Origin of the sequence: Dendronalium phyllosphericum CENA369, from assembly GCF_016056275.1 — a bacterium.
GTDB lineage: Bacteria > Cyanobacteriota > Cyanobacteriia > Cyanobacteriales > Nostocaceae > Dendronalium > Dendronalium phyllosphericum.
Map to the genome: position 1 here is coordinate 133191 of NZ_JAECZA010000289.1, position 13868 is coordinate 147058.

Genomic DNA, 13868 nt, shown 5'->3' on the forward strand with positions numbered 1-13868 from the left:
TCTATTAAAATGTAGAACTCAACCCAACTTGAAAAACTCTCCCCCCATCAGGATAACCAGGAAACAACTGGTAACGTCGATCAAAGATATTATCTACACTACCTGTAAATATCAAGCTCTCACTTAGAGGTACACGCATTTTGAAATCAAAAGTAGTGTACCCAGGTAAAGATTCTGTATTAGTATTGTTTATTGGATATGCACCTAAAGAATGCATCAGTATTCCAGCATATAAGCCTTGAGAAGTTTCATAAGAAAGTCCTGCGTTTAAACTGTCTGCACCCGCAAATCGTAACTCTTTATCGACTTCGGCAGAGTTTGTACTTTTTAAAATTCGCGGGTCGTTCGCTGTATAACCAACAAAAGCATAGACATTTTTGGCTAACTGCAAATTTAAAACTGCTTCAATTCCTGTAGTACGAACTTTTCCAATATTTTCGTAAGTAGCGATGGGAACAGCAAAGTTATAGGCGATTAAATCTGATATTGTGTTATTGAAATATGTCAAACGTAACAGACCAAAATCGCCTAGCTTTTGGTCAACTCCAATATCATAACTATCGCCTTTCTCTGGACGCAGATTAGGATTACCAACGTAAGTACTACCATTGGCATATAAGTTGAAAAGATTCGGCGCACGGAAATTCTTGATATAGTTAGCTCTCAGGGTGGTAGAGTCTGTCAGAGCAAATTTTGCCCCGATACTTGGTGATGTAAAAGAGCCATTTGTCAAGCTGCTAAAATCCTGACGTAAACCTAAGTTAGCAGTGAAACTAGGAGTAAAGTTAATTTCATATCTAGCAAATAGCGCTCCTTGACTAATGCTATCGTCGTAAGTGACTGTTTTTGTATCAACAGAAAAGTCGAATGTACTATTAGTAGCCGATACATTGCGGTAATCAAAGCCATAAACTAGGGTTTGATTATCAGCAAATTTCCAACTATGTTGTACTTGTAATCCATAAGAAGCTTGCCTGTTATCATATCGTGCTTGGGATGAATTGCGACTATCAAAACGAGTGTTGAGGAAATCTGCATCAACTTTTGCTGTTAGCAGTGAGTCATCCCCACCTCCTAATTTTGAGTTCCAGGTTAAATCGGTGAGAACTTGGTCTGTGTATTTGCGATCGCTATCAGTCAACGAGTTAAAATAGCCTTGACCGTACAATGGTTCAGGAATAGAGACTCCTCCTGGTACTCCTTGGTCTTTACCTAAGTACAAAGTTGAGAGGGTTAGAGTATCGCGCTTTCCTAAATTCGCCTCCAACTTGACATTAAAGTTGTTGTAGAGAACATCATTGTTTTTTCTGGTTCCCTCGAAATTAGCTTCTGGGATGGAAAAAGGGTAGTTATTTTCTGCTTGGGTACGGTTGTAACCAACAACCCAACCAATATCTCCTATTTTTCCGCTACTATTGATAGTCTGCTGATTTAACCCATACGCGCCAAAATTAACACCTGCTTGTGTCGTAACTTTTTCTGTAGGACGACGAGTGATAATGTTAATCACCCCACCGATAGCATCGGAACCATAAAGGGTAGAACCACCACCTGGTAATACTTCAATTCTTTCAACGATATTGGTAGTAAATTCTGAAAGGTCAAAACCACCAGAACCAAGTTCGTTAATTGGTCTACCATCAAGCAAAATCAAGACTTGTGCAGAGTTAGAACCTCGAATAAATTGACCGCTTAAGGCGTTTACCTCCGTGCCAACTGTACCATCAGGTAAGATACCTGGAAGGAATTTTAGTGCTTCTCTAACAGTTTTTGCACCTTGCGCTTCTATCTCTTCACCTGTAATCACGTAAACTGGACGAGTGGAATCTTTCACTGTCCCTTCGCGGCGAAAGGGTGAGTAAACAGGTTCATTAAGTAGTCTGTCGATGACTGTTAATTCAATATCTGGTTCTTTTTCTTCTGTGGACGCTGGGATATTTTCGGGCGTTGTTTGTGCAACTGGTTTCAAGTCTCTTGCAGAACCTTCATACTTGGGAAATTCAGATATCTGTTGAACTTGATTAGCAATGGCTATGTATCCCCCACATACCATCCCATAGATTGCGGTAAAAACGAAGATTTTTGAGAAAAATTCACAATAAGTAACTACACGGGAAGTGGACATGAAACTCCTCGTTTTCAGTAAATGCAGATATTGATTTGTGCTATTGAGTTTTGAGATTTAGGCTGAAATTAGCTTGTTGCAATGCATTGCTATATCTAAATCATCCTGGATACTATTCGGATAACAAAAAAGACTCTGTGATATTCCTTATGGATACCCAAATTCCTATTAGGACAATCTAAAATTGAGTGTCGTTACTAACAGCAAAGCGAAGTAGTAATTGCAGAGGGTACTTTGTTAAATCTATATCTGTACCCATGAAATACTTTAACTATATGTATCATCTGTACCTCGCAGATAAGTGTTTTATGTCTAGAGTGATTCGGCGGGCATTCTGACTTGGAGACACTTATCTTCGTCTCATTACAGCTGCGGGACAGTGCCGGATTTACACCGAACTTTCCCCCTTACGCCTGATGGCTGCTCCCCATCAGAACCGACAATCATGTGTCACATTACCATAATTAGTGTCTGCGTGTAAATTCAATCAGTAATAATTTTGATTCTCCATATCACTTGCTAGATATGGAATTATACTTAATACCCACGTTAACACGCATAAAATAAGCCCCCTAACTGTTAGTACAGGGGACTTGACGGTGATTGTAGATTTAATTTCGTCAAGTGTTTTATCTTCCTAAAAAACCTTTGTTAAGGCTATAAAACAACAGTTTTGCATTTCGTTTAATCTAGATTCCTTAAGGTAGCTGGGTTAATTTTGGTTGGTTTAGATATGTGTACACCAGTCGGGAAACTTGACGAACAAAATCCCTACCTCTGATGTCATTGTAAGGTCTTCTGACAAAAATTCCTGCTAAGTAACGCTTGCCATTAGGCATCTCAACAATACCTGCATCCCCAATCACAAATCCAATATCCCCTGTTTTATGAGCAATTAGCGCTCCTGAACCCAAACCAGCAGCCAGCAACTTTTTGTTATGGCAATGATTTAAAATGTCTAGAGCCTGGGAGCGACTTGCATCTGAAATTAACTTATGATACTGAATCAATGCTGACAATTTTACTAAATCTGTAGGGCTAGTCGTATTGGTTCCCTTAAAATCTCCCAGCAAATGACGAATTACAGTATTTTTCAATCCCCAACTACGAAACCGTTGATTTAATATTGCTTTACCACCCAAACGGTCAATAATCATGTTTGTAGCGGTATTGTCGCTGATACTAATCATTTTGTTGACGGTTTGTAGCACAGTCAACTTGGTTCCTACACGTTGATACTGCAAGTCTCCAGAACCACTTGCAACTAAGTCTCGCCGCATTACTAAGGTGTCATTTAGCTTAACTTTGCCAGCGTCTATTTTCTCAAATAAAGCAATCAGAATTGGGAACTTAATTGTACTCGCAGCTGGAAATACTTTATCGCCACTAATATCCAAATAGTTACCTGTCTCTAAATCCATAAAAAACATCCCTGGCTTCAGGAAACTATAACGAGCCATCAATGCATTAATTTGAGATTTTAGTTGTGGTATTTCCTCACCGAAAGGAACTACCCCAGCAAACATAGAAGCATTAATTGGTTTAGTCAGTATATCTGGTGGACTGGGCTGATTAATAGTTGCAATATCTTGTAGAGGCGCTTTAGTTTGGAATAAGAGAACTTGGGCCTTTTTCTGGAGATTAGGGGTAATGGGGATTGCTGTTTGAGAGGACTGTTCTCCAGTCTCTATTCCCCATTCTACAACTCCCGTTGCAGACATTTTTTCAATTGATGATAGTTTTACGACCCAATGAGAGTCAGAATCTCCTCTAACTATTACACTTTGGGGAGAGACAGTATAACCAGGTGCTAATTCAATTACGAGTCGGGTTGTCTGGGGGTCAAGCTGTGCTACCCGAATTTCTCGAATCGCTGAACTAAAGCTTTGTTTGGTTTTAGAATAGCCCAAAATAGTACCTGATAAATCAATAACAAGTCTTTTAGGGTTATCAATTAAAAAAACTCTCGGTTGAATACCTGAGTCAGTGGTTAGGTCAAGCTGATTTTGAGTGGGGTCAAAGTGCCAAGATTCTAATCGAGTTGCTCTTGCAGGTGAGGATAGCAGTAAAATACTAATTAAGCTCAGTAAAAACCAGCGTAATTTCATACAGTATGGTGAGGATATGATTGAATTTACTTAGAGAGATTTTCTCAGATAGTAAATTACATTAGAACTGATTGAGAATCATAAGTAAGAAAATATCAAATGTCAAGAATTTTAGATAGTCAAGAAAAACTTATGTAGTGAAAATAGATTGAATTTTATGAAAACCAGTATAATTTCATTCACACCCGTTTTAAAAACGGGTGGACAAAGCTTGATCAAATTACTATAGAAACACCCATGAAACTAAGATTTTATTATTGAGAATTAGTTGATTGAGAATCAGTCTGTGTGTTTTTATCTGTACAAGGTGTGATTTTCTCTGTTTGTGAAAGATATTCACCTTCAACTCCGATAGTGATTCCCCTTGTCTGACGTAACGCATTTATCGCTTTCGGACAGTCACAACCAAATTTAGCGATCGCAGCATCACTTTCTTCATCTGTCATGTTTAGTTCTATCACCTTTTGATTATTAGCCTGAGTATTATCGGCTTTTGCCATAAATAGGCGATTGAAAGTTGCTAAATGTACATTTCCAGTACAGTTTTGACGCTGACAATTCAAAGTAGCTGTATGAGGATTATTTGTGGAAGCATTCTCAGGTAATTTCTCCTGATTCGGATTATCTGCTTTGGCAGACTTATCTAAGAATAAATTCAGTAACAACGAACTAACAAACGTTGAGCTTGCAAATAAAATTAGGGGTAGTTTTTTCACTACTTTCTCCCAAATATGCAATTGGACTGCACAACCATAACATCCTCAACTTTCAATGTCAGTCTATTTTTACCATCAAAATCAAATTTTAATTATTTTTTCAGAAAATATTAATATGCCCAGTAGTAATCATGAGAAATAATTAATAATTATTTACATGAAAATCCTAACATTCATTAATTATAAATACATGAAAATAAGGGAAATAGATGAAATCTAATTATCCACTGTTTAAATAATATTTAGCTGTTTAAAACTCTAATATTAGAGTCCTTAACTTTGCTATGAACCCTCTGTAAATCGCAATTGTAAGAGAATGGTAAAACCAGAAGGTTTCTTTTTATTTGAGATGAGTCTTCTAGCTGTACCTAAATGCGGGGAGTTGGTGCTGCAAATTACCACACCGCGTTCTCCTCCTAAATAATCTATTCCAAGCGTTGTAACCAATTGCTAATAAATTAGTGGCGATAAAATATTGTTGCCAATCTTGAGTGTTTATTTCTGTAGTCATTTTAAATTAACCTCATGAATTGATAACTGCCAAAGTTGGATAGAATAACGCAAATGGCTCTCAAAAATAGCGCGTGCTGCTAACCCCTCAGTAATTGGCTTTTCTAGCCAACGGTTAAATATCCAACGACCGAGTGTGTATAATGGTGGGAGTGCGATCGCCACAACATCAGCAATATATTTGACCGTTGTCAGCCCAAAAGTACGAAAGTTATTAACACACAAGTCAATCGTTGGTGCAACTTGAGTAGAGATGTCCTCATTCTTAATTAACTTAAATCCAGTCTGCATCAACGCTGTTTGAAGCTCACTGGCGACATGACAATTAGAAAAAATACCTTCTCGGTATTCGGCATCATAACGCATCATATCGGCAAGCAGCAAGTAGCCACCACTACTCAGTAAACGAGCTGCACCTTCAGCCAAATCCTCAACAGCAATATATTGACTGCTTTCGCTGAACAGAACTAAATCGTATGAGTATGATTTGTGAAAATCTTCAAATCTCGTTAAGTAAAAAGGTACTTGACCGTTGGTATTGTGAATAAATCTCTCTTGCTGGAGTGCGTCGGGTGCTAATCCCTCAACACTGAAACCGCGTGAGCACAGATATGCTGCGTTACCTCCAATCCCACAGCCTACGTCAAGCACAGTTTTTGTACCTTCTGGAATAAAACTCAAAAGTTTAGCTGTATATGCAGCTTGCGCTACACGCAGGCGAGTTAGAGTCAATTCCTCACCCGCAGTAGGTAGTGGCTCCCAATACCCGTAATGGAGATAGTCGGAATTTGTAAGTCCCATGTAATAATCTATCGCTGCATTTTGGTAGCGAGTTGCTTTGGGAATTTTGCTTGATTTTGGCTTGAGCATTGGGGACTAAAGTAAGTTTTAGGGTATTAGGCTTGGGTTAAATTCTGACCATCGCTTGCAAACTTGTTCGTAGCAATCGGGTGGAGTAATTTTTAGTTGATGTAAAAAATTCACCTCAATTTGAGGTTCAGCCTTTAGCACCAGAAGAATATCTTGATGGGGATTGTATGTTGCGACTGCTGGGGAAATTGATGAAATCATTGATGAGCAGATTGATTGCGATATAGCCCCACAATCCTGAAACGATCGCAAGTAAAACCTAATCAGATCGGAAGGAAGAAATTGCAGGGTGAAGGAAACTGTATCAACACTTGTAATTGTCGGGTGAGTAACTTTAGTATCCACATCACAAATAACAACTCCCCGCCCAAATAATTGAAATCCTTTCCATCCTGTGTAACCGATTACCAATATATTGTTATGGATAAAGCTGTTTTGCCAGTAGCCGAAATTTCCTTGCCAAACACTATTGGATGGTCGCATTGACTTCCTCCCCCAACACAATTGACTCAATGCGAACCTGCTCAAGCTTTCGTCCAATCAATACTAATCGCGTTTGACGGGCTTGGTGGGGTTGCCAAGGACGGTCGTAAAAGTAATCAAATCGATTACCGACACCCTGTAATACCAAACGCATGGCTTTGTTCGGAACTGCTACAAATCCCTTAATTCGATAAATTTCTTGCTGTTGCACCAATGTTTGCAAGCGTTTAATCAAGACAGACGGCTCAAATGCTTGGTCTAGTAGTAGTTGCACTGAATTAATCCCGTCATCATGTTCGTGGTCTTCTTCAGTATCGTGGTGACTGGGGCGACTATCTAAGTTGTCTTCTACCGCAGCGTTGAAACCGAGTAACAAATCGCTACTAATTTTACCGTCTTGGCAAGCAATGACTTTTACACCAGGGGATAAGTTCTGCTTTAACCAATCCTGCACCTTAACTTGCGTTGGTTCGTCAACGCGATCGCTCTTAGTAAGCAACACTAAATCAGCACAAGCCAGCTGATCTTCAAATAGTTCCTCAATCGGTGTTTCGTGTTCTAGGCTAGAGTCAGCTTGTCGCTGGGCTAAGAGGGCTGCTAAATCACCTACATATTGATTAGTTGCCAAGGCTTCACAATCCACCACAGTGATTACGCCGTCCACTGTAGCGCCGGTGCGAATCTCGGGCCAGCGAAATGCTTGCACCAATGGTTTTGGGAGTGCTAGTCCAGAGGTTTCAATCAACATACAGTCTAGGCGATCGCGCCGCTTCAATAATTCCTGCATTGCTGGTAAGAATTCCTCTTGTACTGTGCAGCACAAGCAACCGTTGGTGAGTTCAACAATATTACTGTTGGGGTCTTCTTCGTCGTCACAAACTCGGCAATCACGCAAAAGTTCGCCATCAATTCCCATTTCCCCAAATTCATTCACCAAAACAGCAATGCGTCGCCCTTCATTGTTTTGCAATAAATGGCGAATTAACGTCGTTTTGCCTGCGCCGAGAAATCCTGTAATGACTGTGACGGGAATTTTGTGCATATAAAATAAGTTGTTTGTTGATTAAAGGAGCGATCGCCAGAAAGAAGTTGTAAGCGCAGATATCATGCAGTATTGCCAGCGTTAAAATTCAAATATTTATGTTCTGCAACACCGCCAAGGATGAGTGGTCAAGTTGTGGCTGGCGACCCCACAGCCCGGTCATCAGTCGCAGCAGTAGCCGTCGTAGGAAAGACCAATAAATCATCAGCCGCAGTACTAGCCGCCGCAGTCTAACAATTGGCAGCCAGTGGTTAGAAAAGCTGCGGTTGAGAATATCGGTAAAGGCAAGCACCACCCAATTTTCATAGCGTCGCCAGCGATCGTAGCGTTTTAGGACTGCTAGAGAACCCAGGTCTTGTTTGTGTTGTTGTGCAGTTTGCAGCACTTGGACTAGGGCAGCCGCATCACGAATACCCATGTTTAGCCCCTGACCACCCACCGGATGACAGCAGTGGGCAGCATCTCCCAGCAACACCAAGCGCGGTTGGCAATAGTGACGGCTCTGCATCAATCGTGCTGGAAACACTAAAGGCTGGCTCAACAAGGTTAGTTTCCCCATTTGTTCGCCGTAGCGTCGTCGCAGTTCGGTCATAAACTGGTCGCTTGGCAGAGCAACTATTGCCTGAGCCTCTGCGTGGGGGGCAATCCAGACAATTTGACAGCGATTATCAGGCAAGGGCAAAATTGCAAAAGGGCCGCTAGGCCAAAAACGCTCGTAGCCGATATTCTGGTGCGATCGCTCTGGGGCAACAAAAGCTGTGATACAGGATTGCCAGTAAGCCCAGCCGTTAGTTTCGATGCCAGCAGAAGAGCGAATTTGCGAGTTGATACCATCAGCAGCCACCACCAACTGCGATCGCAACCCTTGTTGACCTTGGGAATTCTCCAGCACTACTTCTGCGGTTTCAGTTCCATAGCGCACCTCAACCACTTGAGTCTCATACATACAGATGATATTAGCTGCTGTTGCCACTCGTTGCTGAAGTGCCGCCATCAGCACCTTATGCTCACCACAGTAGTAAACTGCTGCTTCTCCCAAATCTTTAGGGCAAAACTCAACTCGGTGGGGATAGTCTGCGTCCGACAGTAATACCCGTGAAAAATGGCTAATTTTTGGTGCAATTTGCGACCATAGCCCTAAATCACGAAAAATTTTGCTCGTCATCGACGACAGGGCATAAGCGCGCGATCGCTCTGTTGCTTGCTGCTGTTGTTGTGCTTCTACTACTACAATTCGCAAACCTGACGATTGCAGTCCACAGGCTAGTGTCAAACCTGAAATACCGCCGCCGACAATAACTACATCGCAGTTTGCCAAAGATGGATGCAGTAATGAGGTCATAGCTTGAAACTCACGCATTGGTCATAATGCTTGCTACCTAACCAAGCTGGAGGGAGTTACCTTAGCAAAGTTTCTGTCCATCAATTCTGTACGTGAATTTGCCCGCACAGCACGGAACATTCCAAATCGGCACAGTCCTGCACCAAAGGCTAAACGCATCAATAAAAACGTCGGCACTTCGCGCACAGACTTAATGAAACCAGACAGTCCAAAACGCAGAAATCCGCTTGGGCGAACCACTCCTTGCCAAATCGAATCTAACCAAGAAGGAAGGGTTGCTTGCGTCCAATCAGCCGTAATTACCTCTCCTTCCACTAATCCTGTAGCTGCCAACAGTTCGGAGAATCCCTCAATGCTAGAAAAAGCTGGATGAGACCACTGATCTAGCAGTTGTCGCATTACTGGTTTCTCCCAAAAATTTAGCGGCTTTTGGCGGTCATCCCTTTGATTCCAGTCAGCGACAACCAAAATTCCACCTGGCTTTAGCACCCGCATTAATTCTCTGGCAAAAATGGCTTTATCAGGCATATGGGGGCCTGCTTCGATTGACCAAACTACATCAAAACTGGCATCTGGAAACGACAATGCCATTGCATCATCGACTGCAAACTGGGCGTTTAGTTCTTGGGGTGTTAACTCCTGGGCGCGTTTTACTTGCTGTGGGCTGATGGTAATTCCTGTGACAGCAAATCCATAATCTCGCGCTAAAATCCGGCTGCTACCCCCAATCCCACAGCCAACATCTAAGACGGTAGTATCAGGAGGTAATTTATCTAAACCGCCCCACTTAACCATTTCATGCACAAAATCAGATTTAGCAACCAAAAAATCCTTGCGTCTTGGTGGCGAACCGTAGTGACCGAGGTGAATGTGTTCTCCCCAGTAAAATTCTAGGATGCCGTCAAGCGTCCATTGGTCGTAGGAATTGGCGACTGTGGCTGAGGATTGATACTTACGGGCAGTTAGAAAATAAACCGCAATTCCAATTAGTAAAACCAGAAGAGAACCAATTACAAAATAAACTAATAAAGTTGACATTGTTGTGAAAACTTTTTATGTAGCTAACCGTTGATAGATGTTGATGTGTTTATGGTTCATCCCGAATTAGACGAGAGATCGTAAGAGAAATCTTCCTATAGGTTGAACTTGCAATATTTTGCCAACCTCGAATTATTTTCCTGAAATTTAGAAAGGGTTGCTGCTTATCTTCTCTAAAACCTGTTTGTTTGACAAAAGGATGAACAGCAGTAGGAATCTTCCCAGTCCGGTGAAGATAATATTTCGGCATGATGATTAACCGAGTCAGAATTTAACGAAAATACACAGAAGTTATGCACGCCAGATATTAAGAGGGAGTAGGGAGTAGGGAGTGGGGAGTAGGGAACCATTGGTGTCAAATTAACGTAGAACCGATGTCAAGCAAGGAACTGAAGTTCCTTGCTGATAGCAAAAGTAATATTTAGATTACTGAATATTCCCCAAGATTTTGAGTTAACTTCAGTAGACAGTAGCTCAAAGCCCGTAAAGTTTATTTCTTGGCGCGTGAGGAAGCCAACACCAAAGCTATTTCTAGCTTAAGTTGACACCAATGGTAGGGAACCCATGCTTAAAGAAATGGAATTGGAATAAAGATTTTTATGTCTCGTACTAAGTATCTCGACATAATTTTTTGATTTTTAGGGGGCTGTTAGACCCCCAAAAGACATTTGTTAAAGCACATCTCTACTCCCTACTCCCTACTCCCTACTCCCTACTCCCTGTTTTTTTGTAATTACTTATTTCGTGAAAAGCCGCCATTTGTAGCGTTTTAATGTGCGGTGCTTTCAAAATATCAAACCTAGCGATCGCCATGTAATAAACCATCCGTGCCTCGCAGATGTACAAAATTTACAAGTCAACTTCGGCGGGCATTCTGACTCACAAGGTAAACCTTGATTACAGCTGCGGGACAGCGCCAGATTCACACCGGACTTTCCCCCTTACCTCTAGTGGCTGACCCCCACTAGAACCGAGATTCCTTTGCATCTTAACACAACAGTGATTTGCTTGCGTAAAAATCAATGGTCGATCTATACTGGCATTCGTCGTTAATCGGGGCAAGTTTCATTCTTTACTAAAGCTTGCTCTGGATTTTTATTGGACAATTTTTTTAACAGTTTTTCAACCTCAGAAATTGTTAGGATTGCCAGCGTTTGGTGACATAACGTTGACAATTTTTTATATTGCTAAACCTAGTTAACAATTCTTTTCCATTCTGACAATTATTTTTCTCCAATTCATTAACTTATCCAGTATGCAAGCTCCATCCAAACTCTTTGAGGAATCCATAACAGATATCTATGTTGTTCGTCGTGATGGTTCGACGACACCGTTAGAAATTAATAAAATTCGCACAGTAGTTAATTGGTCTTGTTGCGGACTTTGCTGCAATTTCATTGCCTTAGAAGCACATCTGACAACTCGATTGCGCCCCGGTATTACTACAAGAGAAATTCAAGATAATTTAATTCGCTGTGCTTTGGATTTGTGCAGCCCTGAAGAACCTGATTGGCGACAAGTGGCAGGGCGATTACATATTTGGAGTTTGTGGAAAGATACTCAAGTTAGTCGTGGTTATCAGTACGGTTACTATGCTCAAACTGTACATGACAAAGTTCTCAAAGGAGAATACGATCGCCGCATCTTAATCTACACTCCAGAAGAATTAGAAATTGCCAATACTTGGATTAATCCTGACTGGGATGCCGACTATGATTACGCAGGAGCAGTATTACTGACGAAACGATATCTCCTGGCGAATGAATTACCTCAAGAAGCATTTTTAACTTGTGCGCTGTTGATAGCCTCCGTAGAAACACAAGAGAATCGGTTAACCTGGGCAAGGGAGTTTTATGAAGCGTTAGCGAATCGTCAAATATCTTTAGCAACGCCAATTTTAGCGAACTTACGGATTCCCAATGGTTCTCTTGCTAGTTGTTTCATTACGGCAATGGACGACAATTTAGAAAGCATTTTTGGCAGTATTCATGATGCAGCGCGGATTTCCAAAAATGGCGGTGGTGTGGGCGTGAATCTGTCTCGGATTCGGGCTACTGGTAGTTGGGTGATGGGAAAGAAGAACGCCTCTGGTGGTGTCGTTCCCTGGATTAAGTTATTGAATGATACAGCGATCGCCGTCAATCAAGGTGGACGCAGAGCAGGTGCTGTCACCGTCAGTCTAGATGTTTGGCATTTAGACATAAGCGAATTTTTGGAAATGCAAACCGAGAATGGAGACGCGCGACGTAAAGCTTATGATGTGTTTCCGCAATTGGTTGTCAGTGATGAATTTATGCGAAGAGTGCAAGCAGATACAGAATGGACGTTGGTAGATCCATATGAGGTGCGAACTCGTTTAGGGATTGAACTAGCAGAACTTTGGGGTGAAGAATTTGAACATGCTTTCAATCAAATTGAAGCCAGTTTAGATAAATCAATTACGCTCTACAAACGGGTGAATGCTCGTCTACTATTCAAACAGGTGATGCGAACCCAATTAGAAACCGGAATGCCTTATCTATGGTTCAAAGATACCGCAAACCGAGCTAACCCCAATCAGCATGAAGGTTATATTCCTGGCGGAAACTTGTGTCAAGAATCATGGTCAAATGTCAAACCAGACCAAGAAGCACATTCATGTAATCTCCTCAGCATTAATCTTGCGAATTTGGAGGATGAACAGCGAGCAGAAATTTGTCAGATTGCAGTACGTATATTAGATAATACCATTGAACTTACTTCACCGCCGTTTGCTGCTAGTGCCACCCACAACGCCAAATATCGCACAATTGGGGTCGGCTGTATGGGATTAGCCGACTGGTTAGCAAAACGTCATCTCACCTATACTCATCTTCAGGAAATTAGTGATTTATTTGAAGACATCGGTTACTACTGCACCGCAGCATCGATGGAACTGGCGAAGGAACGAGGCGCGTATCCTGCTTTTGTAGGTAGTGAATGGAGCAAGGGACATTTAATTGGAGCAAAATCTGTAGATTGGTTTAAGCAACACGCTCTTCTTCCAGAACGCTTTTTACAACTGAGTCAAGATATCAAGCAATATGGGATTCGCAATTCACATATTACTGCGATCGCACCCAACACTTCTTCATCTTTAGTTCAAGGTTGTACAGCCAGCGTTTTGCCCGTTTACAGCAAATTCTTTTATGAAAAGTGGGCAAAGGGTTCAGTACCCATCGCACCGCCTTACATTCGGGATCGTTTATGGTTTTATGTCGAAAATAAGACACTAGATCAGAAAAAAGTCGTCAAAGCGATCGCCACAATTCAGCAATGGATTGATACTGGAATTTCGATGGAATTGTTATTTAACTTGAACGCTGGAGTTTATTTCCCCGACGAGCCAGAGCGATGTCTGACAGCTGTTGATATTTTTGAAACCATAATGCTGGCTTGGAAGTTGGGTTGTAAAGCAATCTACTACATTCGCACTGTCCAAAAAGACAGTTTTAAAGAATCGAACGAGCAATGTGTTGCTTGTTCAAACTAACTAGGGAGTAGGGAGTGGGGAGTAGGGAGTAGGGATTAGAAAGCTTTGCTTTCAAGGATTTTTGTAAACCTCGAAGCATTCGTTGTATTTCGTCAGTTTTAGTTAGGATTTCTTGGAGTTTAG

General features: G+C 41.5%; 11 protein-coding genes and 2 riboswitches. Of the genes, 1 reads left to right on the plus strand and 10 read right to left on the minus strand.

Translation table 11 applies throughout. The annotated features are described in order from the left end of the window. Positions 1-4: 4 nt before the first annotated feature. The 10 genes from I8752_RS32315 to I8752_RS32365 form a co-directional block, all read right to left on the minus strand. The gene (locus tag I8752_RS32315) at positions 5-2125 is read right to left on the minus strand and encodes a TonB-dependent receptor (protein WP_225896038.1); all 2121 of its coding nucleotides are present in this window, start codon (positions 2123-2125) and stop codon (positions 5-7) included. Positions 2126-2432: 307 nt separating this feature from the next. Continuing rightward, positions 2433-2581: riboswitch (cobalamin riboswitch) on the minus strand. A gap of 242 nt (positions 2582-2823) precedes the next feature. After that, positions 2824-4233, minus strand: a complete 1410-nt coding sequence (locus tag I8752_RS32320) for a serine hydrolase (RefSeq protein WP_225896039.1) — start codon at positions 4231-4233, stop codon at positions 2824-2826. 254 nt (positions 4234-4487) lie between these two features. Next, a complete protein-coding gene (locus I8752_RS32330) occupies positions 4488-4949 on the minus strand; it encodes a hypothetical protein (RefSeq protein ID WP_214436259.1) in 462 nt (153 codons plus the stop codon). A 358-nt stretch (positions 4950-5307) separates the two neighbouring features. Then, positions 5308-5460 carry a hypothetical protein gene (locus tag I8752_RS32335; RefSeq protein ID WP_214436260.1) on the minus strand — a complete coding sequence of 51 codons (153 nt, stop codon included), beginning with the start codon at positions 5458-5460 and terminating at the stop codon, positions 5308-5310. Continuing rightward, positions 5457-6329 carry a class I SAM-dependent methyltransferase gene (locus I8752_RS32340; protein ID WP_214436261.1) on the minus strand — a complete coding sequence of 291 codons (873 nt, stop codon included), beginning with the start codon at positions 6327-6329 and terminating at the stop codon, positions 5457-5459. Before I8752_RS32340 ends, I8752_RS32335 begins: the two co-directional genes overlap by 4 nt. An 18-nt stretch (positions 6330-6347) precedes the next feature. After that, positions 6348-6812 carry a hypothetical protein gene (locus I8752_RS32345; protein WP_214436262.1) on the minus strand — a complete coding sequence of 155 codons (465 nt, stop codon included), beginning with the start codon at positions 6810-6812 and terminating at the stop codon, positions 6348-6350. Continuing rightward, on the minus strand, positions 6796-7854 hold the full coding sequence (gene cobW, locus I8752_RS32350) for a cobalamin biosynthesis protein CobW (RefSeq protein WP_214436263.1): 1059 nt from the start codon (positions 7852-7854) through the stop codon (positions 6796-6798). Before cobW ends, I8752_RS32345 begins: the two co-directional genes overlap by 17 nt. Positions 7855-7942: 88 nt before the next feature. Further along, the gene (locus I8752_RS32355) at positions 7943-9214 is read right to left on the minus strand and encodes an FAD-dependent hydroxylase (RefSeq protein ID WP_214436264.1); all 1272 of its coding nucleotides are present in this window, start codon (positions 9212-9214) and stop codon (positions 7943-7945) included. 15 nt (positions 9215-9229) lie between these two features. Then, a complete protein-coding gene (locus tag I8752_RS32360) occupies positions 9230-10234 on the minus strand; it encodes a methyltransferase domain-containing protein (protein WP_214436265.1) in 1005 nt (334 codons plus the stop codon). A 49-nt stretch (positions 10235-10283) separates the two neighbouring features. Continuing rightward, positions 10284-10484, minus strand: coding sequence for a hypothetical protein (locus tag I8752_RS32365; RefSeq protein WP_214436266.1), 201 nt, complete (start codon positions 10482-10484; stop codon positions 10284-10286). A 596-nt stretch (positions 10485-11080) separates the two neighbouring features. Continuing rightward, a riboswitch (cobalamin riboswitch) is annotated at positions 11081-11224 on the minus strand. Between the two features lie 265 nt (positions 11225-11489). Between I8752_RS32365 and I8752_RS32370 the strand changes: the two genes are divergently transcribed. Next, positions 11490-13745 carry a ribonucleoside-diphosphate reductase subunit alpha gene (locus I8752_RS32370; RefSeq protein ID WP_214436267.1) on the plus strand — a complete coding sequence of 752 codons (2256 nt, stop codon included), beginning with the start codon at positions 11490-11492 and terminating at the stop codon, positions 13743-13745. Positions 13746-13868: the final 123 nt, after the last annotated feature.

Excerpts from the sequence above, each read along its gene's own strand:
- I8752_RS32365 (WP_214436266.1), bottom strand. The coding sequence starts at position 10,484 with ATGCCGAAATATTATCTTCACCGGACTGGGAAGATTCCTACTGCTGTT.
- I8752_RS32315 (WP_225896038.1), bottom strand. The coding sequence starts at position 2,125 with ATGTCCACTTCCCGTGTAGTTACTTATTGTGAATTTTTCTCAAAAATC.
- I8752_RS32360 (WP_214436265.1), bottom strand. The coding sequence starts at position 10,234 with ATGTCAACTTTATTAGTTTATTTTGTAATTGGTTCTCTTCTGGTTTTA.
- I8752_RS32335 (WP_214436260.1), bottom strand. The coding sequence starts at position 5,460 with ATGACTACAGAAATAAACACTCAAGATTGGCAACAATATTTTATCGCC.
- I8752_RS32370 (WP_214436267.1), top strand. The coding sequence starts at position 11,490 with ATGCAAGCTCCATCCAAACTCTTTGAGGAATCCATAACAGATATCTAT.
- I8752_RS32355 (WP_214436264.1), bottom strand. The coding sequence starts at position 9,214 with ATGCGTGAGTTTCAAGCTATGACCTCATTACTGCATCCATCTTTGGCA.
- I8752_RS32345 (WP_214436262.1), bottom strand. The coding sequence starts at position 6,812 with ATGCGACCATCCAATAGTGTTTGGCAAGGAAATTTCGGCTACTGGCAA.
- cobW (WP_214436263.1), bottom strand. The coding sequence starts at position 7,854 with ATGCACAAAATTCCCGTCACAGTCATTACAGGATTTCTCGGCGCAGGC.
- I8752_RS32320 (WP_225896039.1), bottom strand. The coding sequence starts at position 4,233 with ATGAAATTACGCTGGTTTTTACTGAGCTTAATTAGTATTTTACTGCTA.
- I8752_RS32340 (WP_214436261.1), bottom strand. The coding sequence starts at position 6,329 with ATGCTCAAGCCAAAATCAAGCAAAATTCCCAAAGCAACTCGCTACCAA.